General features: G+C 63.7%; 20 protein-coding genes. 15 read left to right on the top strand and 5 right to left on the bottom strand.

Going from position 1 to position 26,375, the window contains the following annotated elements; all coding sequences use genetic code 11:
* Window positions 1–132: 132 nt before the first annotated feature.
* Window positions 133–2,199: a sensor histidine kinase gene (locus tag K1X11_RS11535; protein ID WP_221032035.1), complete on the top strand. Its 2,067-nt coding sequence runs from the start codon at window positions 133–135 to the stop codon at window positions 2,197–2,199.
* Entirely contained in the window at window positions 2,196–4,307 is a 2,112-nt protein-coding gene (locus K1X11_RS11530; RefSeq protein WP_221032036.1) for a sensor histidine kinase, read from the top strand. The genes K1X11_RS11535 and K1X11_RS11530 overlap by 4 nt, the downstream gene beginning before the upstream one ends.
* A gap of 24 nt (window positions 4,308–4,331) precedes the next feature.
* On the opposite strand, the gene K1X11_RS11525 is transcribed toward K1X11_RS11530, so the two are convergent.
* Together K1X11_RS11525 and K1X11_RS11520 are read right to left on the bottom strand one after the other, a co-directional pair.
* Entirely contained in the window at window positions 4,332–4,970 is a 639-nt protein-coding gene (locus K1X11_RS11525; RefSeq protein WP_221032037.1) for a response regulator transcription factor, read from the bottom strand.
* Window positions 4,971–5,081: 111 nt separating this feature from the next.
* On the bottom strand, window positions 5,082–5,384 hold the full coding sequence (locus K1X11_RS11520) for a hypothetical protein (RefSeq protein ID WP_221032038.1): 303 nt from the start codon (window positions 5,382–5,384) through the stop codon (window positions 5,082–5,084).
* 303 nt (window positions 5,385–5,687) lie between these two features.
* Between K1X11_RS11520 and K1X11_RS11515 the strand changes: the two genes are divergently transcribed.
* From K1X11_RS11515 to K1X11_RS11505, 3 genes are all read left to right on the top strand, one after another.
* A complete protein-coding gene (locus tag K1X11_RS11515) occupies window positions 5,688–6,122 on the top strand; it encodes an RNA recognition motif domain-containing protein (RefSeq protein WP_221032039.1) in 435 nt (144 codons plus the stop codon).
* Between the two features lie 133 nt (window positions 6,123–6,255).
* Window positions 6,256–6,891 carry a uracil-DNA glycosylase family protein gene (locus K1X11_RS11510; RefSeq protein ID WP_221032040.1) on the top strand — a complete coding sequence of 212 codons (636 nt, stop codon included), beginning with the start codon at window positions 6,256–6,258 and terminating at the stop codon, window positions 6,889–6,891.
* A 56-nt stretch (window positions 6,892–6,947) separates the two neighbouring features.
* Window positions 6,948–7,424, top strand: coding sequence for an FKBP-type peptidyl-prolyl cis-trans isomerase (locus K1X11_RS11505; protein ID WP_221032041.1), 477 nt, complete (start codon window positions 6,948–6,950; stop codon window positions 7,422–7,424).
* On the opposite strand, the gene rarD is transcribed toward K1X11_RS11505, so the two are convergent.
* Window positions 7,369–8,343: an EamA family transporter RarD gene (rarD, locus tag K1X11_RS11500; protein WP_221032042.1), complete on the bottom strand. Its 975-nt coding sequence runs from the start codon at window positions 8,341–8,343 to the stop codon at window positions 7,369–7,371. The genes K1X11_RS11505 and rarD overlap by 56 nt on opposite strands.
* Before the next feature lie 142 nt (window positions 8,344–8,485).
* Here rarD and K1X11_RS11495 point away from each other — a divergent pair, with 142 nt between their 5' ends.
* Entirely contained in the window at window positions 8,486–9,964 is a 1,479-nt protein-coding gene (locus K1X11_RS11495; RefSeq protein WP_221032043.1) for a hypothetical protein, read from the top strand.
* A gap of 189 nt (window positions 9,965–10,153) precedes the next feature.
* Window positions 10,154–11,413, top strand: a complete 1,260-nt coding sequence (locus tag K1X11_RS11490; protein WP_221032044.1) for a hypothetical protein — start codon at window positions 10,154–10,156, stop codon at window positions 11,411–11,413.
* An 85-nt stretch (window positions 11,414–11,498) separates the two neighbouring features.
* Here the strand turns inward: K1X11_RS11490 and K1X11_RS11485 are convergent, their stop codons facing one another.
* Window positions 11,499–12,659, bottom strand: a complete 1,161-nt coding sequence (locus K1X11_RS11485) for an iron-containing alcohol dehydrogenase (protein ID WP_221032045.1) — start codon at window positions 12,657–12,659, stop codon at window positions 11,499–11,501.
* A 133-nt stretch (window positions 12,660–12,792) separates the two neighbouring features.
* Between K1X11_RS11485 and asnS the strand changes: the two genes are divergently transcribed.
* Together asnS and K1X11_RS11475 are read left to right on the top strand one after the other, a co-directional pair.
* Window positions 12,793–14,184: an asparagine--tRNA ligase gene (gene asnS / locus K1X11_RS11480; RefSeq protein WP_221032046.1), complete on the top strand. Its 1,392-nt coding sequence runs from the start codon at window positions 12,793–12,795 to the stop codon at window positions 14,182–14,184.
* A 264-nt stretch (window positions 14,185–14,448) separates the two neighbouring features.
* Entirely contained in the window at window positions 14,449–16,056 is a 1,608-nt protein-coding gene (locus K1X11_RS11475; RefSeq protein WP_221032047.1) for a TIR domain-containing protein, read from the top strand.
* Window positions 16,057–16,060: 4 nt separating this feature from the next.
* On the opposite strand, the gene K1X11_RS11470 is transcribed toward K1X11_RS11475, so the two are convergent.
* A complete protein-coding gene (locus K1X11_RS11470; protein ID WP_221032048.1) occupies window positions 16,061–16,300 on the bottom strand; it encodes a YgaP family membrane protein in 240 nt (79 codons plus the stop codon).
* Between the two features lie 196 nt (window positions 16,301–16,496).
* On the opposite strand from K1X11_RS11470, the gene K1X11_RS11465 reads away from it, so the two are divergent.
* The 6 genes from K1X11_RS11465 to K1X11_RS11440 all read left to right on the top strand — a co-directional run bounded on the left by K1X11_RS11465 (window position 16,497) and on the right by K1X11_RS11440 (window position 26,355).
* Window positions 16,497–17,246: a response regulator transcription factor gene (locus K1X11_RS11465; protein WP_221032049.1), complete on the top strand. Its 750-nt coding sequence runs from the start codon at window positions 16,497–16,499 to the stop codon at window positions 17,244–17,246.
* Between the two features lie 56 nt (window positions 17,247–17,302).
* Window positions 17,303–18,829 (top strand): sensor histidine kinase, encoded by a 1,527-nt coding sequence (locus K1X11_RS11460; protein WP_221032050.1) that lies wholly within the window; start codon window positions 17,303–17,305, stop codon window positions 18,827–18,829.
* A gap of 230 nt (window positions 18,830–19,059) precedes the next feature.
* Window positions 19,060–19,266, top strand: a complete 207-nt coding sequence (locus K1X11_RS11455) for a hypothetical protein (RefSeq protein ID WP_221032051.1) — start codon at window positions 19,060–19,062, stop codon at window positions 19,264–19,266.
* 40 nt (window positions 19,267–19,306) lie between these two features.
* Window positions 19,307–19,978 (top strand): nitroreductase family protein, encoded by a 672-nt coding sequence (locus K1X11_RS11450; RefSeq protein WP_221032052.1) that lies wholly within the window; start codon window positions 19,307–19,309, stop codon window positions 19,976–19,978.
* Window positions 19,979–20,158: 180 nt separating this feature from the next.
* Complete coding sequence (locus K1X11_RS11445) at window positions 20,159–20,740, top strand: hypothetical protein (RefSeq protein ID WP_221032053.1); 582 nt, start codon at window positions 20,159–20,161, stop codon at window positions 20,738–20,740.
* Window positions 20,737–26,355 carry a matrixin family metalloprotease gene (locus K1X11_RS11440; RefSeq protein WP_221032054.1) on the top strand — a complete coding sequence of 1,873 codons (5,619 nt, stop codon included), beginning with the start codon at window positions 20,737–20,739 and terminating at the stop codon, window positions 26,353–26,355. The genes K1X11_RS11445 and K1X11_RS11440 overlap by 4 nt, the downstream gene beginning before the upstream one ends.
* The last annotated feature ends 20 nt before the right edge of the window (window positions 26,356–26,375 follow it).

The following is a 26,375-nucleotide window of genomic DNA, read 5'->3' as shown; positions in this document are numbered from 1 at the left end:
GAGGGACCGGGCAACGCAAAGGCGCGGATGGCGGAGGAAGGTTGAGCGCGGGATTGCCGAGGGCGGAGAGGGTCGCCTTCAATCGAGGGACGTTTTCCCGGTTTGAATACAGCGCCTGAATTTCCCCTCGCTTTGCCCGTCACCTATGCGGTGGTGGCGCTGGGTTCGTTGATACTGGGGCTGGTGGTCTGGCGGGCGAATCCACGACGGGCGCTTAACCAGTCTGCGGCCATAGTGATTCTGATTGTTGCGCTCTGGATGGGGCTGCTCGGGATGTTGTATCGCTTTGAAGACTTCGTGGTCTGGGGGATCCGCTGTGTTTTGGCGCTCTACGGACTTGGCTGGGTGGCCACGTTCACGCTATTGTTGGCACTGCGTTTCCCGCAGGATTCATTTGGGCGACTAATGCGGCGGACTCGTTGGGCTTGGGTGGGAGGATGGCTTTATCCGATCCCTTCTTTGGGGCCTTGGGTGATTCCTTATGAGTCGACCCCGGCGAACCCGCTATTCGGGCCCCTTTGGTTGCCGTTGGGGGTGCTCCAGGCGGTGGGCGGACTGGTGATTCTGGGCCTTGTAGGGTTGTCAATTTGGCGGATCGGGGGGACGCAGCGTTATGTGGCGCAACTGGTGGGAGGGGCCATTGCGTTGGTGCTGGTGGTGGCGGGCCTCCGGACGGTGTCGCGAGCGTATTTGCCAGCAGGGGTGCTCCCCTATACGAGTGCCGTCCTCGGGTTGGTAGTAGTCGGAACCTTCACCTATGCGCTCTTCACGACGCGGATATTTCGAGCAAGAGCAGTCTCCCTTGCAGTGGGATTCTGGGTGGGCGCGGCTGGAGCGACGATGTTTCTCGGGGTCCTGGTGCAACGATGGGCGGAAGCGTGGGGCTGGCACTCCAGCGGACAGTTGGTGGTTGGCACCTTGGTCTCCTTGGTCGTGTGGGGGGGACTTTGGAGCGGATGGCGCGAACGAAAGCTGCGTATGAATCGTCGAGAGGCGGACCGGTTGATTCGGCGGATGGAGTTGATGCGGCCGCGCCCACCGTTCGACGCGCTCCACTGGCGTGACGTCGTGGAAGAACTGCAGGAGTGGAGCGGAGCGGATCTCGCGCGCGTGCTGAAATGGGATGGGGATGGGTGGAGTGATGACCGAGGACGCGTAGCCAGCGGGGGCGGACTGGGCCTGTTCCTGCGGGAGCATCAGGTCGCCTCGCGGGATGTGATGGGCCAGATGTGGCAAAGTGAGGCCGTGCAGCGGGCGCGGGATGAGCTGGAGGGCTTGGGAGCCGCGGTGGCCGCATGTTCGGACCGGTTGGCAGAGGGCCCGAGCGTGGTGGTGTTGATGGGGCCCAAGCGAGGGAAGGACGCCTATACTTATCCGGAGCTGGCGACCTTGCGCCGGCTGACCAAAGCGATCGGCGGTGCCGTGGATTCGGTGGAGGTGGGGCGTCGGGCGAGAGCCTGGGGGCGCCTGGAGGGACTGCAGCTGTTGGGAGCGGGGGTGGGGCATGACTTCAAACAGCACTTGGCTGCGGTGCGTTTACTGGCGCTGCGTTTGGCGGACCGACGATTGGAGCCGGCGGAGGCCGCCGCTTATTTGGAGACGTTGGAAAACGAGGTCGGGAAGATGGGGGAGTTCAGTCAGCGCCTGTCGAAGCTGAAGGAGCCGGAGCGCATTGAGCCACAGGCGGTCGACGTGGCGGTATTGCTGCAGGATGTGGCGGATTTTTTGGCTGCGCGGGCGACTCGGCACGCGATCGAGTTGAGCGTGCGCGTGGAGCCGGGGTTGCCGGGGGTCTGGGCCGATCCCAGTCGGGTTTATCAGGCGCTGGTAAATCTGGGCACCAACGCGATCGACGCGTTCGAGCGATCAGGTGTGACGGAGGCGAACCGGACGTTGTCGTTCAGCGCGGTGACCGAATCCGATGGGGTCGCGTTGGCTGTGGTGGACAACGGGCCGGGTGTGCCGGAGGCGGTGCGAAAGACGCTCTTCGAGCCTTTTGTGACGGCCGAGACGCCTCGAGGGGAGGGGCTGGGGTTGTATTTGGTGTGGGATGCGGCCTTCCGTCTGGGCGGGATGGTGCGGCACGAGGCCAATAAGCCGAGCGGAGCTCGGTTTGTGCTGTGGCTGCGGCTGGCCTCGATGGCGGAAAAGGCGGAGAGCATGGGGCGGGAGAGTTCCATCGAGGAGGCCGCGCGGTGATCCTGGCGGCGACCAAAGTGCTGTTACCCGGTGCGCTCGATTACGACGCCAAGGCGCTGTCTTCCCTGTATTTTGGAGTGGCCGTGGTGTGTCTGATTATGGCCATGGTGTTGGTGAAATCGAACCCGCGGCAGAGCTTCAACTGGGCGGCGGGACTGATCCTGGGATGGTGTGGGCTTTGGCAATTCGATCTCGGACTGATGTATCTGCATCCGCTCTCGGCGGGCATCTACATTCGCGGGGCGATGGGGGGGCCGGGCATTGCCTGGGTTTTGGTCCTGTTGCTTCTGCGCTCGTTGGTGGAGCCGGAGAGGTCCTTGCGGTCGCACCTGCGCCAGCTGAGGTGGTATGGGGTTACGGGAGGGGTGTTTTTTGCAATGGCCTTCAGCCCTTGGGTTATTCCTTACGAGTCGACCTATCTTCGGCCGCTGCGGGGAATGCTGTGGGTGCCTTTTGGTCTGCTGCAGATATTGGGGGGGCTGCACTTGGGCATCGCGACGCTGCGGACGACGCTACGGCTGCGCGGCAGTTGGCGTTACGTGGCGAATCTGATCTGTGGGGTAGGGGGCGTGATTTTACTGTTGGTGGGGGCTCGAACAATTCTGCGCTATTACCTCCCCACGGGATCGATGGTGCTGAGCAATGCTGTGATCGGGGTTACGATCGCCGGAGTATTTGGTTTTGCGACGCTCACGCGCAGGGTCTTCCGCGCTCGGGCAGTGCTGATGACAGGGCTTTATTATCTGGGGGGGCTCGCGGGCGCGATTGGGGCGGCGGGAGTGGTTTTTAAGTGGGTCGGAACTTGGGTCGTGCCGTCTTTGGTGCCTCAAGCCAGCGCGGTGGCGGCGGCAATGCTGGTCTGGGCGGGACTGGAGTGGCGGCGCCGGCACACGGCAGAACGGCGCCGACTCGCCGCGGTGCAGCGCGTGATTCAGCGGTTGAGCTCGAAGCAGGTCACGGAGAGCGGAGCGGCCTCGATCCATCACTGGCTCTTGGAAGAGTTGCAGGATGAGGCCCGGGTGGGAGAGGGGCACCTGTTGGTGCGGCAGGGGGATCGTTGGGTGGGGCAGGAGGTGTCGCTGCGCTGGGATGACCCGCTCCTGCAGGTGTTGGAATCGTCGGAGTGTTGGATAACCCGTCATGCGTTGGCGCGAATGTGGCAGCGCCCGGCGGTGGAGGGGGCGAAGGGCACGTTGGTGCGTTTGGGCGGCGAGGTGGCGGTGCGATCGTCGGTCGATGGGGTGGGACCGGCGGTGCTGTTGATCTTGGGGCCCAAAACCAACGGCGAAGTTTTCTCCGCTCAGGAGGTTTCCAATCTGGTCGCATTGGTGGAAGCGGTCAGCGGCGCTGCAGAGTCGGCGGAGGCGGGGCGCCGGGGGCGACTGCTCGGTCGGGTGGAGGCTTTGCAAATGCTCGCGGCTTCGATCGGGCATGATTTTAAACAGCACTTGATGGCCGTGCGGATGTTGGCCCGCCGTCTGGCGGATCGATCGCTGACAGCTGACGTGGCGGAAGAGCGGTTGAGGCAGATCAATCGCGAACTGGACGAAATGGGGGCATTTTCACGTCGACTTACTCAGTTGGCGCAGAAGCAGGACGTGGGGCCCAAAGAGAGCATTTTGCTCACGGAAGTTGTCCGCACGGTGGTGGCGGAGCTGGCGCCGGAGGCGAGCGCGGCGCATGTGAGCCTCACGGTTTCAATAGCGCATCCGGACGTGCGCACCGTGATGAACCGGGGGCGCCTCGAAAAGGCGCTGGCTCATATGGGGTGGAATGCGATCCGCGCAATGGCGGATACGGCTGACGTCGGGTCAGCTTCGATGGGGGGGCGTGCGGTCGAATTTGAAGTTCGCCGCAGGGGGCAGGACGGCGTGATTGCGGTCTCCGATTCCGGTCCTGGTTTACCCCGAAAAGTAGAGATGCGTTTGTTCGACCCCTTCGTGGCGCGCGCGGCGACGTCTGGCGGTGGTTTGGGCCTTTACGAGGCGTGGGACGCGGTGACGCGGGCGGGCGGCAGCATGCGGTATGAGCACAATCACCCGCACGGGGCGAAGTTCCTGTTGTTTTTGCCCGGCACCGATGCGGGGGGGGAGACCGGGGCGAGGTAGCTGGTCGCGTGCGGCGGCGACGGGTCAGCCGACGCGCACCATCACGAAGCCCGATTTGATCGCGTAGTTCATCAGGTCGAGCGAGGAATGCAGGCCGAGCTTGGCCATGATGTTGCGGCGGTGGGTTTGCACGGTGGCCGCGCTCAGACCGCGCTCGCGGGCGATGTCTTCGTTGTGCAAACCTTGGCCGAAGAACGGGAGCAGGGCCATTTCGGTGTTGCTGAGGACCTTGGTAAAGGAGTCGGTGGCGCGGAAAAGGTCGCGACGGGCCTGGGTAATGAAGTCGGTGTAGTAGGGGCGGCCGGACAGCACGGCGTCGATTGCCTCGCCGATTTTACGTGGGTCGGCGTTTTTATCGACGAAGCCTTGGAAGCGCGCCTCCAGCACCTGGTGCAGGATATAGGGCGTGGTCTCGCCGGACACCGCGATGATGCCGCAGCCGGGGAGGCACTCCTGCAGCTTCTTGGCCAAATCGATCCCGCTGCAATCGGGTAGATTGAGGTCGAGCAGGATCACGCGCGGGGTGGGCGCGGGCAGTTTGTCGAAGAGTTCAGCCTGGCTCTGCGCGGTCAGCACGACCTCGTGGCCAAAATCACGTTCACAGAGGTCCTGCAGTAGATTGAGGAGGAGAGATTGGTCTTCTACGATCGCTATCTGGGCCATGGGGCAGTGGAGATGCTTTAAGAGTGGCCGATCACAGCAAGGTTCCGTCCTGTTCGCCGTAAAACGAACAGAATGAGCTAATTGCCAATTACTGGCGCAGCTCTTCCGCGATCACACGAGCACGGCGGCGGCGCGGTCGTGAACCCAGAAGCGTTCGACCACCAGACCCTCGCGACGGATGTCGTAGCCCCATTCGGTATCGATGAAGCGGAGGATGCCGGCCTTGCCGTCGGGCGTGCGCAGGCGGCGGGTGTAGGACTGCAGGGCGGCGAGGCGGGCGGCGTTGAAGGCCTCTACGATCTCCTCGAAGTGGCCCAAGTCGTGACGGCTTTGGGTCGGGTGGCCGGCGGCGTTGCGCTGCAAGGTGAATTGCAGGACTCGAAAACCACTGGTGCTTTTACCCGTTTCACTCATGGCCGCAACGATTGCGAAAAGCGGGAACGATGCAATCTGGATTCGTGGAAAACATAGGGATATCACCCCGCTTTATGCGTGCGGGCACTACGTAGTTTCCCTGCTGTTTGGTGGATTTACCCCTCTGCGAATGTTGTTGCGTTTGCAAATCGCGGGCGTGTGCTCGGCGCGTTCGTTGGAAAGTCGTTAGGCAACAGGAACTGGTGGATCGTCAGGTGGAGACAGGCTCTAGTGATGATTTGAAACCCGATGGTCGGGAACGGACTGCAGGCAGACGGGAATCTACGAAAATCATCAAATAACATGAGCACTGGAAAACTCTACGTGGGCAACATGTCCTTCAAAACCACCGAAGATGAGCTGCGCGATGCGTTCTCTGAATACGGTTCCGTGACCGACGTTTACGTCGCCCTCGACAAGATGACCGGCCGCCCGCGTGGCTTCGCGTTCGTCACCATGAGCACCCCGGAAGAAGCCGCCAAGGCCGCTGAGGGTATGAATGGCCAAGACCTCGGTGGTCGCTCCCTGACCGTCAACGAGGCCCGCCCGAAGGAAGACCGTCCGCGTGGCGGTGGTTTCGGTGGCGGTGGCCGCGGTGGCTTCGGCGGTGGTGACCGCCGTGGCGGTGGCGGTGGCTACGGTGACCGCCGTGGCGGTGGCGGTGGCTACGGTGACCGTCGTGGCGGCGGTGGTGGTTATCGCGGCGACCGTCGCGGTGACAGCGAGAGCCGTTACTAATCCGCGCTGCGGGTCTCCGGTCGGCGCATTGGTGCGCCCCGACTGACCTTCAACTCCTTTTCGGCGGAGCCCTTTCCGGGCTCCGCTTTTTTGTGCTCCCGTCCCAGCGATCGGCCTCCCATCGTGCGGTGCGATGGACGCCGTCCCCGAGTTTTTCCCCGCCGATTTGGCCGCGGTCGAGCAGCACCTCGCCCGCCTGCGGGCCTGCACCCAGTGTCCGGCGATGCACCGGCCGGCTGTGGTGGGGCGTGCGACTTCAGGGCGGATCCTGTTGGTGGGGCAGGCTCCGGGGGACAAGGAACCGAAACTGCAACGGCCCTTCGCGTGGACGGCGGGTAAGACCTTGTTCAAGTGGTTCGAGACAACGCTCGGTTGGGATGAGGACACCGTGCGCGACCGGGTGTATTTTGCGGCGGTGTGTCGGTGTTTCCCGGGCAAACGGCCTCGTGGGGGCGACCGGGTGCCGGCGCCGGATGAAATCGAGCGCTGCGCGGGGTGGTTGCGGGCGGAGTTTGCGCTGCTGCGACCGCAGTTGGTGCTGCCGGTAGGCAAGCTGGCGATCCAGCAGTTCATTGAGGTGCCGGCACTGGTTGATGTGATCGGGCGGGTGCACCGGCTGAATTACGGCGGGCACGCGGCGGACTTCCTGCCCCTGCCGCATCCATCGGGCGCGTCGACCTGGCATCGCACCGAGCCGGGGCTGGGCTTGCTGGAAACGGCGCTCGCGCTGCTGGCAGCGCACCCGGCGGTGCGAGCTGAGGCGAAGTAAGCGTGAGGTGGAAATGGGGCTTCCGCCCGTCGGCTTTCCTGTCCTAGCTTCGGCAGATGCGTCGATTTCTCTTTCTGCTCGTGACCCTGTTGCTGACCACTGCCGCCGCCTCGGCCCAGCGGGAGAAGCTGCCGCCGCGCGACTTGATCATCGTGGAGGAGCGTTACCCCAACGCCGAGGTCAACTCGACCGGTCTGCGCACCGTGCTGATGCAGCCCGGCACCGGTGCGAAGCCGGAGCGTGGGGATACCGTGGAGGTGCTCTACAAGGGCACGCTGCTCGACGGCACGATGTTTGACCAACGGATCGATCCGGAAAAGCCGTTCACCTTCCAGCTCGACCGCGGGCAGGTCATCGACGGTTGGGAGTATGGTTTGCTGATGATGCGTGAGGGCGAGAAGCGCACCCTCATCGTGCCCTATGAACTGGGCTACGGCACGCGCGGTCGCTCGCCGGATATCCCGCGCATGGCCACGCTCATTTTTGAAGTCGAACTCCTGAAGGTGATCCCGCGCTCGGTGCCCGGGCAGTAAGCGCGGCGCTACTGCGCTGCCACGTATCAAAACTATAGCAGGCCAGCCCGAGCCAGATGAGAGCGAAGGCGCCGGCGCGTTCCCACGAGAACGCTTCGCGGTAAATGAGCCAGCCGATGAGAAACTGGCAGGTCGGTGCGACATATTGCAGCAGGCCGAGTGTGGTGAAACGCAGCCGCTTGGCCCCGTAACCAAACAACACCAGCGGGACCATGCTGATGACGCCGGTGCCGAGCGTCAGTCCGAGGGTGGTGGCGCCAGCGTGGAGGATCATGGCCTCGCCGCGAAAGGCGAGCCACCCCAGCCCGACCAGCGCGAACGGCGTGGCGAAACTGGTTTCAAGCAGCAGGCCGTTGAGCGCGCTGGCGTGTGAGCGTTTGCGCACCAATCCGTAGCCGGCCCACGAGCCGGCGAGCCCGAGCGCCACCCACGGCACGGTGCCCACCAACACGACCAGCCACAGCACGCCGCCGGCGGCCAGGCCGACCGCGAGGCCCTGCCAGCGGGTGAGGATTTCGGTGAAGACCAGCCGGCCGAGCAGCACATTGAGGAGGGGCACCAAAAAGTAGCCGAGGCTCGCTTCGATGATGTGGTCGTTGGCGACGGCCCAGACGTAGATGCCCCAATTGGCTGCGAGGAGGGCGCTGTTCAGCGCGTGGGCGCGGCGGTTGGCCGGATCGCTCCACGCCGCCCACACTTCACGAGCCCGCCCGCGGACGATCTGAAAGAGCAGCACCGCCGCCAGCGTCCACACCATACGATGCAACGTGAGCTCCAGCGGTGACTGTCCATCGAGTTGTTTCCAGTAGATCGGCAGAACGCCCCATAGAAAGTAGCTGGCAAACGCCGCGAGCCCTCCGCCAGAGGAAGGCGGAGGCGCGGAGCGAGTTACAGCGGTGGTGGTGGCGGAGGTGGACAACGGTGCGGCAAGGTTCGGGCCCGCCCGGCGAGCGTCAAACCGACGACCGGTTGCACGGCTTCACGGTTTGAGGAGCTGTGCTGGTCAAGGGTCGTAAAAAATTAATCGCAACCCTTCGGCAGTCTGCCTTGAGATGGCGCGCATGAGCGACGAGCCCGAGCCGCCAGCCCTGCGTTTGCGACCGAGGAAAAAACCGGCGGCCGATTCGGCGCCGGCCGATACCGCCAAGCCGGATCCGTCGCCTGCTGCGAAAGCCGACGAAACCACCGAGTCGCCCAAGCTGAAGCTGCGCCCGCAGTCGACCGGCGAAGCGACGCCCGCCAATCCCGCCGCGCCCGCCAACCCCGAAGCTCCGGTCGCCAAGGAGCGCGCCAAACCGCGTCTGTCGCTCAAGCTCGACAAGGATGAATCGGCTGCACCGGCCTCGGCGGAAGAGCCGAAAACATCGCTCCCGCCCACGGAGCCCAAGTCCGGTGCCAAACCGCGCCTTTCCCTCAAGACGGATAGCGCCGAAGAGCCGACTCCCGAGACTGCCGACGAGGCCGCGTTGCCTCCGGTGTCCGATTCGCTGCCGCCGGTGGATTTGCCGCGGGTCAAACCGGAAAAGCCGAAGCTCAAACTCTCCTGGGCCAATAAACCGGCGGAGACTCCGGCCGACGATGCCCCGCCGCCGCTGCCGCCTTCGCCCACGCCTCCGCCGTCTCCGTCGGCAAAGCCGCCCTCGGCGCCGCCGATGATTTTGCCAGACGTCACACCCATCGAGTCCAATCTCGATGGCGCGTCATCGACCATGCCGCCCTTCTTGATGACGGACGGCGCTGCGTCGAACCCGCCTGTGCCGCCTCCTCCCGCTTTTGCCCCGGCGGGTGACGCGGGGCCCGATTATCCGCCTCCGCCGCCGAGCATGGCGGGCGATGGCGCCAGCGCTTCGCCCTCGTTCCCGCCGCCTCCGGCCATGGCAGGCGGGGCCAACACCGCTGCAGAGATGGCGACCGAGGAGGCCCCGGCGCGCAAGCGGCTCGATCAAAGTCTCGCGTTCAAGGGGGGCGTGATCCTGGTCATGGTCTTGGTTTTGGCGGGCTTGGGTTACGGCGGTTGGATGGGTTACCAGATGTTTTTTGGGGCCGAGGAACCGGCTCCGGTGGCGTCCACTCCGGCGCCCACTCCGACTCCGGCCCCCACGCAGACGGTGGCAACGCCGCCGGCGGAGGGACCGCGGTCCACGGCCGGACAATTGATTGATCGCGCCCGACAAGCCGCCGGGACGCATGATGAGCTCACCGCCGCTCTCGATGACGCTACGGCCGGGCAGCCGACGGCCGACCTGCCAGTGGAGAACGCGGCCGCCGCTCGTCCCCGGGTTACGATTGCTGACACTCCGGTGGCCGCAGCGCCCGAGGCGGTGCAGCCCAGCCCGGAGTTTCTTACCTGGGTGAGCGAAGCCCGCGTGAGCGGGGTGCGTGAGGGCGACAGCCCGCGCGCGTTCATCAACGGCATTTTGGTGCGGCGAGGTGACACGATCGATGTGCCGCTCGGCATCGTTTTTGACGGTGTGGATGCACGGCGGAATCTGCTCATCTTCAAAGACGACTCCGGCGCAGTGGTGGGCAAAAAATACTGAGCCTGGAGTATTTTTGTCTGGGGTGGTGGCCCTAATGGCGGGGTTTTCGCGCACGGGGAGTGCGTAGAAATTGCTAAAGAAATGTAATCGTCGAAACCGCGATTAGAGAGTCACATAACCACCATGAGTTCGTCACCTACCCCAGATTCCGGATCCCGGCCTCCCGGTTCGACTCCCGGATCGACCTATTTGGGGACAGGTAATGGCAGCGGCATCGGTGCTCCGCGCATTTCCACTTCGGTCACGGCGGCGCCCTTTGCTTTTGGTGGTCGCGAAGAAGCGACTGAGCCGCCGCCGCGCTCTTCGACGTCGAGCGATTCCCGGGATCCGTTTACCGATGGTCCGGTGGCTTACACGACGCGACCGCCGTGGATGGTCTCCGAGCCGGCCCCGGGCGCGAGTTTACACTCCGGTCCCTGTTACGTGCAGGGCGCCGATTCGGTTTCGCCGTTTGCGGGCAGCGAAACCCCGGCGACGGCGGGCCAGACGATGGCGCCGTTTGGCAACGGTCCGCAGGTCGGACACTCGGCGGCGCCGTTTGGGGCCAGTGTCCCGCCGGTGCCAGCGGCCAGTCCCGCGGCGAGTTCCGCCGACGACAAGGATGACGCCGACGCGTGGTATAACAAGGCCCCGACTTATTCGGCGAAGCGCGGCAAAGATCGGAGCGTTTTCCTCCGACTCTTCATTCTCATGGTGAAGCTCATGCCGGCAGCGATGGTGCTCGGCGGGGGTTACTACGGCTACAAACAGTTCTTCGGCAAGATGTCCGATGAGGAAATGGCCGCTCTGCACGCCGCCAACCCCAACCTGATCAACACGACGGGGGGCGAGTCGATGAGCCGGGCCGAACTCGTTTTGAAGCAGGCCAAGGACTCGATCGCGGCCCACGACCAGAATGTGCATGCGGCCAACGCGCTGGCGGAGAGTCCGGACAATCTGGATCAGATCGCGGCGACGTTGGATGATTTGGATGCGGCGATGCTGGCGTCCAAGGCCGGGGCACCGGCTCCGATTCCCGAGCCGAAGGTGAAGTTGGCCTTCGATGATGCGCCGAGCGGCAAAGGCTTGATCACCGAAGCCACCGGGAGTGGACGAGTGACCACTCACACGCCGTCCCAAGCGGAGCAGGCGCTCACCAATTTTGCGGGCCCGATGTCAACGGCGAGCCGGGATGGCAGCGGTGCGACGGCGGCGGCCAGTGTGACGATTCACGACGCCGAGCGCTCGACGGCTGAACCGACCACGGCGTTTCGGGAGTGGGTGGGTCGCGTCACCGTGAGTGGCGTGCGCGTGGGCAGCGATCCGCGGGCGTTTATCGCCGGTCGTTTGGTGCGGCCAGGGATGAAGGTGGATCACCGTCTGGGCATTCACCTTTCGCAGATCGATGAGCAGGGGCGGCTCCTTTACTTCGAGGACGACTCGGGGGCGGTGCTGGCGAAGCGCTACTGAGTGTTTCCGGCGGAAAGGGCACAAAAAAGGACCGGCTGCATCGCCGGTCCTCTTTGTTTTGGAGGGGTGGGGACAGGCGGCCTGATCAGGCGGCTGCGCGTAGGAGGGCCTCGATGCGCTCGGGTGTGAGGTCGCCGTGTTCGCCGATGGCGGTGAGGCCGCGGTCGGCGAGACGTTTCGCGACGAGCGGCGCGACCTCGGCGGTCACGTCATAGTCGGCTAGATGCGTGGCGATGCCGATGGATTCGTAGAAGGCACGGGTGTGCGCGATCGCGGCGGTGGCGCGTTCTTCGTCGGTGCCGGTGGTGACGCCCCAAACGCGTTCGGCGAATTGGACGAGTTTGGCGAGTTTGGTGGGTTTTTGCGCTTCGAGCAGGGCCGGCAGCACGATGGCGAGGGTGCGGGCGTGATCGATGCCGTGCAGGGCGGTGAGCTCGTGGCCGATCGTGTGGGTCGACCAATCCTGCGGCACGCCGCTGCCGATGAAGCCGTTGAGCGCGCACGTGGCGGCCCAGACGAGGTTGGCGCGGGCGTCGTAGTCGGTCGGGTTATCGAAGGATTTTTTGCCTTCGGTGATCAGCACGCGCAGCACGCTCTCGGCAAACTGGTCCTGCACGGCCGCCTGAGCCGGGAAGGTGAGGTATTGCTCAAGCACGTGGCAGAAGGCGTCGCCGATGCCGTTGGCCACCTGGCGGGGCGGCAGACTGTAGGTGGTCTCGGGATCAAGCACGGAGAACACCGGGAAGACGTGCGGCGAGAGGAAGTGCAGTTTCTCCTGAATAGCGCGGCGGCTGATGACGGAAGCCATGTTGGCTTCGGAGCCGGTGGCGGGCAGGGTGAGCACGGTGCCGAGGGGCAGGGCGGATTTCACGGAGGCGCCGGCATCGACGAGGATCTGCCACGGGTCGTCGCCCGCGTAAGGCACGGCCGCGCAGATGAACTTGGCGCCGTCGAGCACCGACCCGCCGCCAACGGCGAGCACCCAGGTGACGCCCTCTTTTTTGCAGAGTTCGACGGCGGGCATGAGGGTGTCGAAGTCGGGGTTGGCCTCGACGCCCCAGTGTTCAAAGACGGTGCGATCGCCGAGGGCGGACTTCACCTGGTCGTAGACGCCATTGGCCTTGATGGAGCCGCCGCCGGCGAGGAGCAGGACCTTGGCGTCCGCGGGCAGTTCGTCGGCGATGCGGGCGATCTGGCCTTTACCGAAATGGATGCGGGTGGGGTTGTGGAAAGTGAAGTTGTCCATGATGAGGGAAGTAGGGTGAGGGCAGGTCCGGGGCGCGCAAGAGGCGCGCCGATTTTCGTTTAGCGGCGGGGCAAGGGGCGAATGGCGTGAATTCGATTTGGCGCCGGGCGCGCGGATGCCTTTGCTCGCGGACATGCAAAATCCCACCTCCGTCAAAGACGCGCTTCATGCGACCGCTCCGGCCGAGTCGATTCTCGTGCAGGGCTGGGTGCGCACCCGGCGCGACGCGAAGGCGTTTTCCTTTATCGAGCTCAACGACGGTTCCTGTCTCAAGAACCTCCAGGTCATCGCCGATGCGACCATGCCCGGCTACGCCGAGGTGGTGCAGAAACTGACGACCGGTGCGTCGATTCGCGTGCAGGGCGAACTCATCGCGTCGAAGGGCCAGGGCCAGGCGTGGGAAGTGAAGGCGGCCCAAGTGGAACTGATGGGCGCGGCGGGCTCGACCTATCCGCTGCAGAAGAAGGGCCACTCGATGGAGTTCCTGCGCGAGATCGCGCACCTGCGGCCGCGCGCCAATCTCTTCGGTGCGGTCTTCCGCGTGCGCAGTCGTCTGGCGTATGCGGTGCACCAATACTACCAGGACCGCGGCTACGTTTATGTGCACACGCCGATCATCACGGGCAGCGACTGCGAAGGTGCGGGTGAGCTGTTCCGCGTGAGCACGCTCGACCCGATGAACCCGCCGAAAAACGAAGAGGGCGGCGTCGACTACGAGCAGGACTTTTTTGCGCGTCCGACTTACCTGACGGTGTCGGGTCAGTTGGAGGCCGAGGTCTTCGCCTGCGCGCTGGGCAAGGTCTACACCTTTGGGCCGACCTTCCGGGCGGAAAACTCCAACACCTCGCGTCACGCCAGCGAGTTTTGGATGATCGAGCCGGAGATGGCTTTCGTGGATCTGGCCGGCAACATGGACGTCGCTGAGGACTTCGTGAAATACCTCATCCGCGACGTGCAGGAGCACTGCGCCGACGATCTCGAGATCTTCGGCAAGTTCGTCGACAAGGGCCTGAAGGCGCGCCTCGACTTCGTGCTCGAGCGTCCGTTCCAGCGGGTGAGTTACACCGAGGCCATGGACATCCTCACCGCGAGCGGCAAGAAGTGGGAGCACCCGGTGAAGTGGGGCGACAACCTGCAGTCGGAGCACGAGCGTTACCTCGCGGAGGAACACTTCAAGTGCCCGGTCACGGTCTACAATTACCCGAAGGAGATTAAGCCCTTCTACATGCGCCTGAATGACGACGGCAAAACGGTCACGGCGATGGACGTGCTGGTGCCCGGCATCGGTGAGATCGTGGGCGGCAGTCAGCGTGAAGAGCGTCTCGACGTGCTCGAAGCCAACATGGATCACCACGGCCTCAACAAAGAGGACTACAGTTGGTATCTCGACCTGCGTCGCTACGGCTCGGTGCCGCACAGTGGCTTCGGTCTCGGCTTTGAGCGCATGCTGATGTTTGTGACCGGCATGGCCAACATTCGCGACGTGATCCCCTTTGCCCGCACCCCGGGCAACGCGGCGTTCTAAGGCCGCGCACACGGTCCGGCGCGCGGCCGCGGCTTCGGTTTCACCCGCCGCAGCACTGCGCACCGATCCCTTGGGATCCACTCGGCAATCCGCTGGCCCGCGAATGTTCGTATTACGAACATTCGCGGGCTAACTGTTTATGGGGAGCGGGTAAGCAGAGAATGTTCGTATTACGAACATGTGATGGTGGCGGCTGGAGGGGGAGAGTTGATGGTGGAGGGGAAGGGGGCTTTAGTGGGGCGGTTTTGGACCGATGAGGGCTAAGTGACTGAAGACCCGCCGTCTGTTTGCATCAGCTATACCCCGCGCGATAAAGCGGCGGCGGAGCGCTTGGCGGCGGGCTTGCGGGAAGCGGGCATTGAGGTGGTCCTCACCGATGCGGATGAGGCCGGGTTGGTCGATGGCTGTGACCTGTTTATTCCGATCGTCTCGGACAACACGCAAACGCAGTCGTCGGGGCGTTTTCGCAACGAGTGGCAACGGGCTGCGCAGCGGGCGGCGGCGATGGGCGACGATACGTCGTTTCTGCTGCCGGTCGTGGTCGACAATACGGCGCAGCGGGACGCGAAGGTGCCGCCGATTTTTAAGGGACGGGCGTGGTTGCATTTTGAAGTGTGGGGTTCGGTCACGCCGGTGGTGGCGCGGGTGGAGGCGATGCTGGAACGGCGGGCCCGGATGCGAGCGCAGGCGGCGGAGGAGCGGCGCGCGGAGGCGGAGGCGTTTGCGCGGTCGTGGGTGAGGCGCTGGATCAAGCGACTGCCGCCGTGGGTGCGCCGGTTGCGGTTGGTCTGGGTTTTCACCGTGGTGGTGTTGCCGGGCGGCGTGATCGCGTGGCGGGTGCAGTCGGCCCGGTCGCCGTCGCCGCAGGTGGCGGACGAGGCGGTGCCAACGGTGCCGGTTATTCCGGTGGAGGCCTCGAGCGAGGCTGATCCTGCTCCGCCGATTCGCGGCCGAGAGGAACGTGATTCGTCAATGCCTGAGGCTCGGCGAGGGGGGGCGCCGGTGACATCGCCGCCGGCGTATTCAGATTATAGTGACAGCAATCCCGAGACGCGGGGGGACACGACGCCCATCAGCGGTCGGTTTGATCGGGATGGCGGCGCGCTGCGGGAGTGGCAGGCGCAGCCGCGGGCGCGGGGCGTGGATGGAATGCCGCGACCCTTCACCGCGCAGCAGACGACGATGACGCGAGAGGAGGCGAGTGCCGCGGTGCGGGATGCCATGGTGGCTCCACTGGCGAGCGAGGATGCGCCGAAGACGGGAAACGAATTTGTAGAACCACTGAGCGAGGCGGGAGCGGAGGGCGCACGCGGTGGGGGCGGTGAGGCCGAGGTCGCGTTGCGAGCGCTTGGTGCGGGGGATTGGGCGGCTGCGCAACAGGCGATCGACACGTTGGCGGACGAGGGAGAGGGCGACGTGTGGATCGAGAGCGACGTGTTCACCGGGCCGCTTTCGCTCCTGCAGGGCGTGCAATGGGCGGCTCAGATTGCGGAGCTGGGTTGGGAGGCCCGGGAGCATGCGCGGGCGGCGTGGCAACAGGCTTTGGGCACGGTGATGGCGCGGCGGCAGGCGAGGCCGGACGAGGTGGCGTTGGCGCTGGTAGAGGCGCAGGTGCGCGTGCTGCTGGGCCAGGAAGTGGCGGCGTTGGCGGCGCTGCGTGAGTTTGATGATTCGGAGGTCGGGCGGGCGGCGGGACCGCAACGGGAGCACCTCATTGTCTGGGCGACGATGGGTGACTACGCGGCGATGATGGACGCGCTGGTCGATCGCTATCGCGAGGGGCGCGAGCGCTGGGCGCAGGTGCAGGATTGGCTCCGCTACGATCCGCGATTGGCGGCGTGGCGGGAGCAGATGGCGCTGCGGCGGGAATAGGGTCTCAGTTGGAGTGGTGGAAATCCGGCGGGTTGTGCGGATGGCGTTTCTCCCACCGCTCTTCCCAGGCGGCGGTGTCGAGGCGCAGCACACAGTAGAGCGGGCAGAAACCGAGTCCGCCGGTCAGCCAGAAAACGAATCCAATGAGGCCCCACCAACCGATCGTTTGCACACCGAGGAACAGCAAAATGCAGCCCAGGATGAAGCGAGCACCGGCATCGAATGATCCAACGTTTTTCTTCATGGCGGGGAGGGGTTGCGTAGACGATACGCCGGTCGGGGCGGTTGCGCGCCGCAGGGCTTGGCGCAAGATGTGCGGATATTGATTTGGGCATCGCGCCAACGCGAAAGGGTTGCAGGGAGCGCGGTGGCCGGGCAGAGGCTTGGGCGTGACTTTCCCCGGTGCAGCCCCGACCGACGCGACCGCGACGCGTGTCTTGATGATCGATGACGATCGCAAGATGTGCCGCCTCGTGAGCGATTATTTGAGTCCGCTGGGTTTCGCGGTGACGGCCGTCCATGACGGGCCGAGTGGGGTGGAACGAGCGGTGGACGCGGCGGCAGCGTGGGATGTCGTGTTGCTCGATGTGATGCTGCCGGGGTTGGATGGTTTTGAGGTCCTCAAGCGGATACGGCGTCACAGCGAAGTGCCGGTGCTGATGTTGACGGCGCGGGGTGATGAAATGGATCGGATCGTAGGGCTGGAGGTGGGGGCCGATGATTACGTGCCGAAGACCTTTTCCAGTCGGGAACTGCTGGCGCGGTTGCGGGCGGTGTTGCGCCGATCGGCGGCACGGGAGGCGGCCGCGGCGGAGGCGGCGGGGGCGGGGGAATCGGCGACGATCGAGGAGCTGGTGGTGCGGGAGCTGCGGCTGATACCGGAGGCGCGTCGGGCGTTGTTGGCGGAGCGGGAGTTGGAGCTTACGCCGGTGGAGTTTGATTTGCTGTGGAGTCTGGTGCGGGCGAAAGGGCGGGTGCGCAGTCGGGAGGCGTTGTTGGACGAGGTGCGGGAGCGGCACTACGACGTGTTTGATCGCTCGATCGATGTGCACATCTCGGCGCTGCGAAAAAAGCTGGGCGACGATGCGCGCGCGCCGCGTTACATCCGCACGCTGCGGTCGGCGGGTTACATGATGATCGATCCGGCGACGGAGCCGGACAACGCCGCCGGTCAGGCGCATAAAGGTTAAGCCGTGGTAAAGAAACGAGCACGACCGGGGTATGCCGTGATAGGGAGGACTGCGTGGTGAAACTGCGTCTGTCTTTGGCGGCTAAAATCGGGCTGTGGCTCGGTCTCAATATCCTGCTGCTGTTGGTGGTGGCGGGGAGTTTGCTGGTGCTCAGCGGCGGGTTGCACGGCTGGGTGGAGCGGGCGGTGGGGGATCGTTTTCGCGGCGTGGCCGATGTGTTGATGGCGGAGTTGAACGGCGAGGATGAGGCTGGGCGGGAACGTCTGTTGGCGGGTTACGCGGCGGACTACGGACTGACTTTTGTGGTGATGTTGAATAACGGCACGCGGGTGGCCGGGCCGGAGGTGGTGGTGCCGGATGAGGTGGCCAAGCATCTGCGGCCGCCGGCGGGTGGGGAAGGGGCTGGTCGAGTCGGGGAGCGTCTACCGCCGCCGATTTTGCCGCCGGATGACATGGCGCGACCGCAGTCGCAGGCACCGCGGCCTCAGCCTCCACCGCCGCAACGGCCGCGTCCGGCCGAGCAGGGGCGGGACGGCCGTATCCTGGTGGAGGTGGACGAACCGGCGGGCTGGTGGATGGGCGCGCGGGTGCCGGTCTCGGTGCGCCAAGGGATGCCGCCGCGCCCGGGGACGCTGTTTGCGATTTCGGATTCGGTTTGGGCGTTTGGGGCCTTGTTTGACCTGCGGCCGCTGGTCGTGGCAGTGGGCGCAGCGCTGGTGATTTCGGCTTTGTTTTGGCTGCCGCTGGTGATGGGCATCACGCGGGACCTGCGGGCGCTGGAGCGGGCGACCGGGCGGATCGCGGAAGGGAAGTTTGACACGCGGGTGCCGGCTACGCGGGGCGATGAGATCGGCCGGCTCGGCGACAGCGTGAATGTAATGGCTGCGCGACTACAGGCGCTGGTGGACGGGCAGAAGAAGTTCCTGGCGGATGTGGCGCATGAGCTCGGGTCGCCGATTGCGCGGTTGCAGTTGGGCACGACGATTTTGGAGGAACGGGTGCCGGAGGGACTGCGGGCGCAAGTGGAGGACGTGCGCGAGGAAGTGGAGCAAATGGGCGCGCTGGTGGCGGAGTTGTTGGACTTTACCCAGGCAGAGTTGGGCGGCGAAGCAGTAGCGTTGGAGGCGGTGACTTTGGCGTCGGTGGTGCAAGAGGTCATCGCTCGCGAGGCGGGCGGTGCCAAGGTGACGGTGACCGTGCCGGAGGGGCTCGACGTGTGTGCGCACGAGCGCTTGTTGAATCGGGCTTTGGGTAACCTGGTGCGTAACGCGGTGCGGCATGGAGGGGCGGCCGTGACGATCGAATTGAAGGCAGAGCGCAGTCGAGAAGGGGGCGTGACCCTGTGGGTGCGCGACGATGGACCGGGAGTGCCGGAGGCGGCGCTGGCTCGGCTGAGCGAACCGTTTTTCCGACCGGATGCGGCGCGGCAACGCGAGACGGGAGGCACGGGGCTCGGGCTGTCGATCGTGCGCACGGCGGTGGAAGCGATGGGCGGGCGGATGACGCTGCGCAATCGGAGTGGGGGCGGGTTCGAAGTGGAGCTTTGGCTGAGTGATCAGGCACCGGGCTTTACCGAGGCTTAACAAAAAGAGTTACCCGGCTTCATACGGCGTTAACGCAGACGTGGGAGAGTGGGGGCGCTATGTCTGCTCTTCTCCGAAATCGTTCTCTTCACCTGATCCGTTTTTGCACCGTCGCGCTCCTTTTGGGGCTCGTGGCAACCACCACTTGGCTGGTGGCTGAACCTCGCACGCCGGGGCCGCCTCCGCCCTCGCCGGAATCGGCGGGGGACTTTGCTCCGGATGTTCGGGATATGCCGCCGCCCCCGCCGCCCCCGCCGCACCGCGGGCACCCGCTGATGTTGGTCTTTGATGCCGATGGTGATGGCATCCTGTCGGCGGTCGAGATCGCGGCGGCTCCCTCCGTCCTGCAGGGGCTCGATACCGATCACGACGGCCTTTTGGTTGAGGAAGAACTCATGGCGGTGCTGCCACCGCCGCGTCCACCACGGCATCGATAAATGGACCGACACGCTCGGTCGGTTCGGCCAAAGTGGCTCCATGGACAGCAAGACGTCGATGGAGCCTTTGGCGTGGGAACGTCGCAGCGATGCGGCGATGGTGACGGTGGCGCAGGCGACTTACGAACGCCTGCGCACGCGGCGCACAGTGCGGGAGTTTTCCGCTGATCCGGTGCCGCGAGCGGTGATCGAAGCCTGTATCCAAACAGCGGGCACAGCGCCCAGCGGGGCAAACCTGCAGCCATGGCATTTTGTGGCGGTGAACGACGTGACGGTGAAGCGGCGGATTCGGGAGGCGGCGGAGGCGGAGGAACGGGAGTTTTACGAGCGGCGGGCGAGTGCGGAGTGGAAGCGCACCCTGGCGCCGCTCGGCACGAATGCGGAGAAACCGTTCTTGGAGACCGCGCCATGGTTGATCGCGATCTTTGCGGTGAATGCGTTTGAGGATCCGGCGACGGGAGAGCGGCGGCAGACCTATTACCCTAAGGAGTCGGTCGGCATCGCGACGGGCATGTTGATTGCGGCGTTGCACGAAGCGGGTCTGGCGACGCTCACGCACACGCCGAGTCCGATGGGATTTCTCAATGAGATCCTGCAACGACCGGCGACGGAGAAACCGTTTCTGCTCCTCGTGGTCGGTCACCCAGCGGAAGGCGCACGGGTGCCATCGATTGGCAAAAAAACTATTGGGCAGATCGTTACGTGGAGGTGAGGTCGGAATGAACGGAGTTTTCGATTAAGAAGGCTTGTTTGAATCTCGGTTCTCGTTCGAGACTCCACCGCCTGTTTTCCGCACTGGCCGGCGGGGAGGCAGGGCATCTCCACTATCCCTGTGATGATTTTTTGCGTGTTATTTTTTCGGCCTGTAGCCCGAGGTATTTCCTTCTGGCTGATGTCTATCCTGTGTTGGGGCGGTCTTCTGGTTGCGGTGCCTTCCGGACAAGCGGTGGAAGTGCGACCGCCGCCCTTCGAGGAATTAGTGAATGCGGCAGACTATGTGGTGCGCGCCAAGGTCACTGACGGTGAGAGCGTGTGGGAGGGGGGCGATGGCCAGCGACAGATCTTCACTTACTTCACTTTGGAGGTGGAGGAGGTCTTGAGTGGAGCTCCGCCAGAACCGTTGGTTTTGCGAACGCTCGGAGGACGAGTGGGAGGTAAACGCGTCCGTATTGAAGGCATGCCGGAGCTGCAAATAGGAGGAGAGTATATCTTGTTTGTGCGAGGGAATGAGCGGCAGTTTTTTCCGCTGGTTGCGATGATGCACGGCATGTATCCAATCGTTCGGCACGGGGATCAGGGGGAGGCCATGGTGGCTCGGGCGAATGGTGAGCTCCTGCGCAGCACGAAGGATGTAGCCAAACCGATGGGACATGTGACCGGCGAGCGGGAAGATCTGGCCGCCGCCTTACCGCCGCTGACGTTGCAACAGTTTCAGGAGCAAATCCGGAGCAACGCAAAGAAGGGCACACCGTGAGGAAGAGGGCGCTGCCGAGATTGGCGGCTTTTTTATTCCTGATTGGTGCTGTCGCAACCTTGTGGGGCTACCACATCGATGCGGTGGATGACGACGGAGTTTACCGTGCGGCTTGGCGACCCGGCACGATTCACATGCAAGTCATGATGCCGACCTCGCCGGTCTTCTCCGACGGGGCCACGCCCAGTGCCGTCATCACCGAGTCGATGGAGATATGGAATGGATATTTGGGGCAGGTGCAGTTTTCGGCCGAGGTGGTGTCTCCCGGGCCGCAGGTCTACGACAACAACACCAACGAGATCATTCAGTCTGACACCATCAGTGGCAGTGAGTTTGGTCCTTACACGTTGGCCGTCACCATCTCGCGTGATGAAGGGGATGATCGCGTGGAGTCGGATCTCATTTTTAACACGGCGTGGACGTGGGATTCCTATCGCGGACCGCTGCAGGAAGGGCGGGAAGACATGCGGCGGGTGGCGCTACATGAACTGGGGCATACCTTGGGTCTGCTGCATCCCGATCAAGCCCAACCACCGCAGTCGGTGACGGCGTTGATGAATTCCGTGGTGTCAGATCTGGATGGGTTGCAGCCCGATGATATTGCCGGAGCGCAGTGGCTCTACGGAGCGCCGGGGTTTTCGGCGGCGAATGACGATTTTGCTCAAGCGGAGGCGCTGGACCACTCGGAGCTCACCGGCTTTTCGGTGGACGGGACCAACATCGGAGCCTCGCTTGAGGCCGGTGAGCCCCTTCACGCCGGCGTCACGGGCGGGAAATCGGTTTGGTGGACGTGGGTCGCGCCCGTCGACGGCAGTGTGTTGATCAACACGCAGGGCAGCAATTTTGACACTATCCTAGCTGTTTACACGGGAGGTTCGGTGAACCAGTTGCAGTGGGTCGCAAGCAGCGAGGATGTGGTGGCGGGTGAAATCCGGACCAGCGAGTTGATCTTGGAGGTGTCTGCAGGAGAAACCTACGCTATCGCGGTGGATGGTTTCGACGGGGTGGAGGGACGTATCCGGTTGAATTTTGGCGAAGTCATCCGGGCTGGAATCCCTCGGATTCTTTCGCAGCCCCGGAATGCTCATATCTACTATCTGGACGATGCCACGTTTACGGCGGAAGTTGCGGGGCAAGCGCCGCTCCATCTCCAATGGATGATGCGTAACCGAGCCGGGTGGTCGGATCTGGTGGAAAGTGAGCAGTATGTTGGGACGCAAACGGCGTCCCTCACGCTTACCGGCGAAGCGGCGACGGATCCCTTTCCCCGTTACCGTCTGAGGGTTTCTAATGAGCTGGATACCATCTACTCTCAGGACGTGTCGGTGCAGATGATTGCGAGTGTTCCGCAGATCAGCGACTTACCCTCGGTGATTGATCTGCTCGAAGGCGACACGCTGGAGATAACCGCTACGATCACAGGCGAAACCCGTCTAACCTATCAATGGCATCGTCTTAGCGGTCCTATCCCGGGGGCGGATTTACCCACCCTGCGCATTGAAAACGTCACGGTCGGCGACAACGGCCTCTATCGGCTGGGGGTGACCGGTGGTCTGGGGACAAAGTATTCGGATTGGGTGAATGTGCGCGTGCTGCCGGCCGTGACCACCGGGGTCGTGCGGGTAGCTGCGGGTGTCGAGCATTCACTGCACTTGCGCTCAAGCGGTTGGGTCATGGGGGCTGGCATAAATGTATCCCACTCGCTCGGCGCAGCCCAAGGAATGAACGGGGCTGTGATCGACCCCGTGCCCCTCTGGGAAGACGTTGCGCAGATCGTCGCGCGACGGGGGATCTCTCTGATCCTTTTCAGCAGTGGTGAATTGGTGGATACGAGAGAAAGCAATGCGCCCTATCTCAGGACCATCTCAGCGGATGTGGCGGTGGCCGATACTCATGCTTCCTACCTTTATTACATTGAGCGAGACGGACGGCTCTATTCCCACAGCTTGAGTTATGGCGCCCAAGAGGTCTCGTCGGGTCTGCAGGATTTGGCGATCGCAGATGAGCTCTATGTGATCGATGCGAACCGGACTTTGTGGCGGCAGGGCGACTGGTTCTCCCGATCGGTGCGGGTTTCAACGGACGTGATCGCGGTATCCAGAATGTCCAATAAGGCGGTGTTCGTGCGCGGTGATGGCACCGCGGGGTATGTGCGCACCGTGGGCAGTGGGAGCTCCGTCTCCGTCAGTCTAGGTAGCGTGGCGCTGCAGAACGTGGTGGCAGTGGATGGCGGCTCGTTTCACGCGCTTTTCCTGACCGCTGACGGGGAGCTTTGGGCGGAGGGGGAGAATCAGTATGGCCAACTGGGCGACGGCACAACGGAGTTTCGCTCCCAGCCGGTCAAGGTAGCTGATGGTGTCTGGACGATATCGGCCGGTGATGAAATAAGCGTTTTCGCCAAGACGGATGGTAGCGTGTGGGCGATGGGGCGTGGTTTGGCGGCCCCCTTTGGGAATGGGGAGCGGGCGGACAGTCTGGTGCCGGTGCTGGTCTCGGAAGGACCGATCACGCTGCCCACCGCGCCAAGCGATTTTGTCGCATCGAAGGGTGAACATGAAGCTTGGGTTCGTCTTGCTTGGGGGGGCTGTGTGGGGGCGACCTATTACCAAATTTGGCGCAGCGAGTCCGACGACGTGGCGACTGCCGAGTTGGTCGTCGATCGCGTTTCCGGAATGATGACCTTTGATTCCTCGGCGGTGGGGACGGAGGAGTATTACTATTGGGTCCGGGGGGTGAATCAGGCGGGTGGGGGGCCTTTCAGTGTGGTGGATGTTGGCTTCACCGAAGTGCAGCTACCGTCGTTCGTCGTTCATCCCGCAGACGTTGAAACCGAGGCCGGGGGACAGGTATGGTTGTCGGCCGAGGCAAGTGCCGTGCCGGCCCCAACTCTGCAGTGGCAGGTCAAGCAGGCCGCACAGACCGCCTGGAGCGATATCGTTGACGGGGAAAGGTTTGCTGGAGCTCAGACGGCGGAGCTGGCGATTTTCGAACCGGGAGCGGAATGGGACGATGCGCAGTTTCGTTGTGTGGCGACCAACGTGGCCGGAGTCACGGAGTCTCTCGCGGCGACCGTGCAGATCGAACCATTACGAGCAGTGATTGATGCCGCCAGTGGTAGCCGGGTGGCATTTTACGTGACTGCAGACGGTGCGGCCTGGGCGAGAGGGGACAACGCCAATGGGCAACTCGGTGATGGGACGCAGGCGCGACGTGCCCTGCCGGTGAAGGTCATGGACGACGTGGTGGATGTGGAGGTGTCAGGCTCGGAGGCGCTCTTCCTGCGTGCGGATGGCACGCTCTGGATGCGGAGTCGGGATCCGGAGGATTTGGCGCTGGGCGGACCCACCGCCACCGCGTTGCTCCCCTTCCGAATTGCGGAAGGGGTGGTGCGAATGGAGATCGGTGCCAGTTTTGTCCTTTATCAGGATGAGGCGGGCCAGTTGTGGATCGTGGGGAACGATGTTTTTGCGGCCGGAGCCGACGCCGTGACCTTGGCGGAGCCACGAGTGGTGGCCGAACGCGTCATCGATTTTGCGGCGTCGCAGTATCACGGCGCTTACGTGACGCCAGATGGCAACCTGTGGGTCGGCGGTTCCCAGCAGTTTGGACGGCTGGGAAATGAGGTGTTGAGCGACGATTACAGCGATGGGCCGATCTTGTTGGCGTCGGCGGTGCAAAACGTGGCCTTGAGCCGCGAACAAGTCTTTTTCGTGAAGGCCAACGGGGAGCTGTGGGGGGCAGGGGCTCCGTTGCCATTCTTCTCGTCGGGCGACGCAGGAGGGCTGAGCACGAAGCCGTCAAAGATTGTGGCCGAGGTCGACCACGTATCCGTCGGAAAAGCACACTTGCTCTACCGGAACCGAGCCGGAGACATCGGTGGGTATGGTAGTGGGAACTTTGGTTTACTGGGCCCGGGGCGGAGTGGATTTACGCCACCGACGGTGCTGGGAATTCAGGCGACCCGATTCATGGCCGGGGATTTCCGAAGTCTGTTGATCGACGATACTGGCCGTTTGTGGGGGATGGGGTGGAACACGCACAACATCCTATCATTTGGTGGGGAGGAGCAGTATCCGCTACCGGTGCATATCGCCGGTGGGGAACCCGCGGAGCTGACCGTCGCCCCGCAGCCGCAGGCATCGGTGGATGAATCGACGGATGCGGTGCGTCTGAGCTGGCGGCCGACCGTAGGTGACGTGAGTTATGCGGTATGGCGTTCGTTGGACGAAAACTTCGAGTCGGCAACGTTGTTGCATGCCGATTGGCGGGGACGGGTCTTCTACGATACCAGTGCGGTCGGCGGAGTGGCCTACCACTATTGGGTTACGGCTGCGAAGTTGGACGGGAGCACCCGGCGTTCGGCGCCGATTGTGGGGAATCGTTTGTCGCAATTCGCCTTGGAGGCGTCGTTTTCGAGAGACGTTGTGGCTGCAACGGGCGATGTGGTGACACTTCGGCTCGAAGCCGATGTCGCTTGGTCGATCACTAGTGATTCCCCGTGGCTCGGTTTCTCGATCGAGGCGGGCGTAAGCAGCGCCGAAGTTGCGGTAACGATTGACTACAACGACACCGATTCGGTGCGGGTGGCGAATGTCACCATCAACGATCAAACGCTCACTCTTACCCAAGACGCCAACCAGACCCAGGGGCCCGAGTTTGTGCGCCAGCCGGAATCGGTGATCGTGGAAGCCGGAGCAGACGTTGCATTTAAATCCGCGATCCTGGGGCTCCCGCGCCCAGCACTTCAGTGGTATAAAGACGGCGTGGCGGTGACGGGCGAAGTCATGCCAACGCTCGCCTTGACGGAGGTGAGCGAAGCGGATGAAGGGGTCTACACCTTGGTCGCGATCAATGATCTCGGCTCTGCCACGAGCCTCGCGGCGGAGCTGACACTGTTCGATTCGAGTGGATCCGTGGACGCGCAACACCGTGCTGAAGGTGCCTCGCCATTAGCGGGTGAGGGGCAGGAGATTGCGAACACGGTCACCTTTCCCTCCGGTCTGTCGCGGCTGCGTTGGACCGTATTGCTACCCGATGGGTGGACCCTGGGGGGGCGTCGCGGTGACGAGTCGGCGGTCGTAAAACCGGAGGTTGGTGCCACGGCCCTGGCAGAATGGGAGTGGACCCTGCCACCAGATGAAAGCATCGCCTTCTTTTACACCCTGATCGCCCCCGAAGCGGAACCCTACCAAACAGATCTGGTGGCCTACATCGAGACGCTAAGTGCCGGGAATCCCGGGGCAGTCTTGGCTTCCCCAGATCCCTTGGTTTTGTCCATTCGACGACGGTTTCATAGCGCCGACTCCGATAGCAACTGGCGCCTGAGTCTGAGCGAGTTGCTGCGGGTTATTGAGCTCTACAACACGAGAAGTGGCACGACGCGGACTGGTCGTTATCATCTAAACCCCGATAGCGAAGACGGGTTTGGTCCGGATACTTCGGCGGGGCAGGCTCTTGATCGTCACCATTCTGCGGATACTGACCAGAACGGGATGCTGTCCCTGAGTGAACTGCTGCGGGTGATCGAGCTCTACAATACGCGCAGTGGCACGGCGCGCACGGGCGCGTATCGGTCGGCGGACGGCTCCGAGGACGGATACGAACCGGCGCCTTAGCCACGATTTTAAACACCCAA

The sequence above is a fragment of the Actomonas aquatica genome (assembly GCF_019679435.2).
Classification (GTDB): Bacteria; Verrucomicrobiota; Verrucomicrobiia; order Opitutales; family Opitutaceae; genus Actomonas; species Actomonas aquatica.
Note: the sequence above shows the minus strand (reverse complement) of the source record. Positions and strands in the feature narration are given on the sequence as shown.